Here is a 1,853-nt window from a genome sequence, read left to right as displayed (position 1 = left end):
TTGCGGAAGGCGAGCCGTCGCCCCGGGAGATAGGCACGCCCGAGCGGCTCAGCCGACGGGACGCGCCCCTGCAAGCGTGCGGTGTGCATGTTCGACCCGAAGGCGAAGTACAAGATCTTTTCGGACATCTCAACGCTCCTCGAATGGACTACCGGCATGATCGGCTACAGGAAGGTCTCCGTCGCGCACGGCCACGGGTCCGGGCATCATGCACTTTCAGGCACCCATGCGTTCTAGCCGACACACGTCCCCCAGTCGCCCGATGGAATCCGTTCTCCAACGGCATCGTTCTTGATGTAAACCCAGGCCTTGCCGCAGGGCGTATCAATCCGCTTGCGGTCATACAGCAGCGGGTAACCCTCGAGCTGATCGAGTGGTTCCAGATCACCGACGGCGTAGATCTCCCCGTGGATGGCCGTCCCGCCGCCCTCCCGTACCGCCGGGAAGGAACCGAGGTCGATCATCTCGTACTCCGGAGCACTCGCCCAGGCCATCAGGAAGTGGCCATCAGCTCGCGCAAGAACATCGTGATTGGGATGGCCACGCTTGAGCGTGCCGTAGACGAAGACGAGCGTGTTTTCCGAGACCATGGCTAGCGTTCTCCCTGTCTTACCGTCTGAGCCCCTGATGAAGCGACCCCGCGGCAGCCCAGGGGCACCTGCGGGGGCCACAGTCTGCGATCAGATAAAGCCAAGCGGCTGCTTCCCATGCCCCGGCTTGACCCGCTCCTCTGCCTCCAGGGCCACGATCAAATCCTCGATGCTCGGCCCGGCCGCGTCGGGAGCGCCCCGGCGCCAGCGCCGGGCCACGGTGGCGAAATCCCCCGGGGTCAGACTGTCCAGACGCTCGAGCCGGCGTTGAACAGCCGCCTGCTCCTCATCACTCAGGGCATCTCCCCCGTCACCGACGGTCACGCGCAGCAGTTCCATGAACAGAGCCCGGCGCTGCGATGGACGGAGCGCGTGAAGCGCCAGCTTGTGGTCGAAGCGCCGCAGCGCGGCCTCGTCCAGGGCCTCCAGGTGGTTCGTCGCGCACAGGACGATGCCCTCGAAGGCCTCAAGCTGGACGAGCAACTCGTTGGTCTGCGTCACCTCCCAGCTGGCGCGGGCTGAGCTGCGGCTGCGCAACAGGCTGTCGGCCTCGTCGATGAGCAGCACCGCCCCGCGCCGCTGCGCCGTCTCGAAAAGCCGCGCCAGGTTCTGCTCGGTCTGCCCCACCCACTTGGAGAGCAGCTGCGAGGCCGGCCGGCTGATCAGGCTCCTGCCGGCCTCGCGGGCGACATGCTCGGCAAGCGCCGTCTTGCCCGTCCCGGGCGGGCCGTGAAGCAGGACCGACCCCTCCCCCAGGCCGAGAAGGGCGTTGATCGTCGCCTCCGGGTCCGGCTCGGCGTTGATGTAGGACCGGTCATAGCCAATGGACTCGGTTCCACGCCGACGCCGCGGCGGCTGCCGCCCCTGGAGCCGACACTGTCGGCGCAGGTGCTCATCAAGGAACACCTCCACCGCCGACGGATCATCGCCCTGGGCCACCAGTCGCGCTACGCGGGTCGCGTTACGGATCTCCGCCGGGGTGAGCCCCTCCGTCTCGGCCGCGCGCTCGATCCAGGCGCGCGAGACCGGCAGCCCGCGGCAGGCCTCGGCCATCATTTGCGCGCGAGCCGCCGGATCCGGTGCGTTCACCTCAACGACATAGGCGAACCGGCGCAGATAGGCCGGATCCAGCTGCTGCGGGGTGTTGGTCACCCACAGCGCCGGCACCGGATTGGTCTCGAGCAGATGGTTGGTCCAGGCTTTGCCGCCCCGGCTCTCCGAGCGCCCACCGAGGAGCAGGCCCAACAGCCCGCGGGCCCCAAA

Annotated in this window: 2 protein-coding genes; both read right to left on the bottom strand. The window is 67.8% G+C overall.

Features of this window, described 5'->3' with window-relative positions; genetic code table 11:
* Positions 1 to 233 precede the first annotated feature (233 nt).
* A complete protein-coding gene (locus LRF89_RS13100; protein WP_238637348.1) occupies positions 234 to 590 on the bottom strand; it encodes a gamma-glutamylcyclotransferase family protein in 357 nt (118 codons plus the stop codon).
* Positions 591 to 680: 90 nt separating this feature from the next.
* Positions 681 to 1,853: AAA family ATPase (locus LRF89_RS13095; protein ID WP_238637347.1), on the bottom strand; the 1,173-nt coding region annotated here is incomplete at its 5' end.

Origin of the sequence: Halorhodospira sp. 9621 (genome assembly GCF_022228055.1) — a bacterium.
In the GTDB taxonomy this organism is placed as follows: Bacteria; Pseudomonadota; Gammaproteobacteria; order Nitrococcales; family Halorhodospiraceae; genus Halorhodospira; species Halorhodospira halophila_A.
This window is presented reverse-complemented; position numbering and strand designations above follow the sequence as displayed.

Excerpts from the sequence above, each read along its gene's own strand:
- LRF89_RS13100 (WP_238637348.1), bottom strand. The coding sequence starts at position 590 with ATGGTCTCGGAAAACACGCTCGTCTTCGTCTACGGCACGCTCAAGCGT.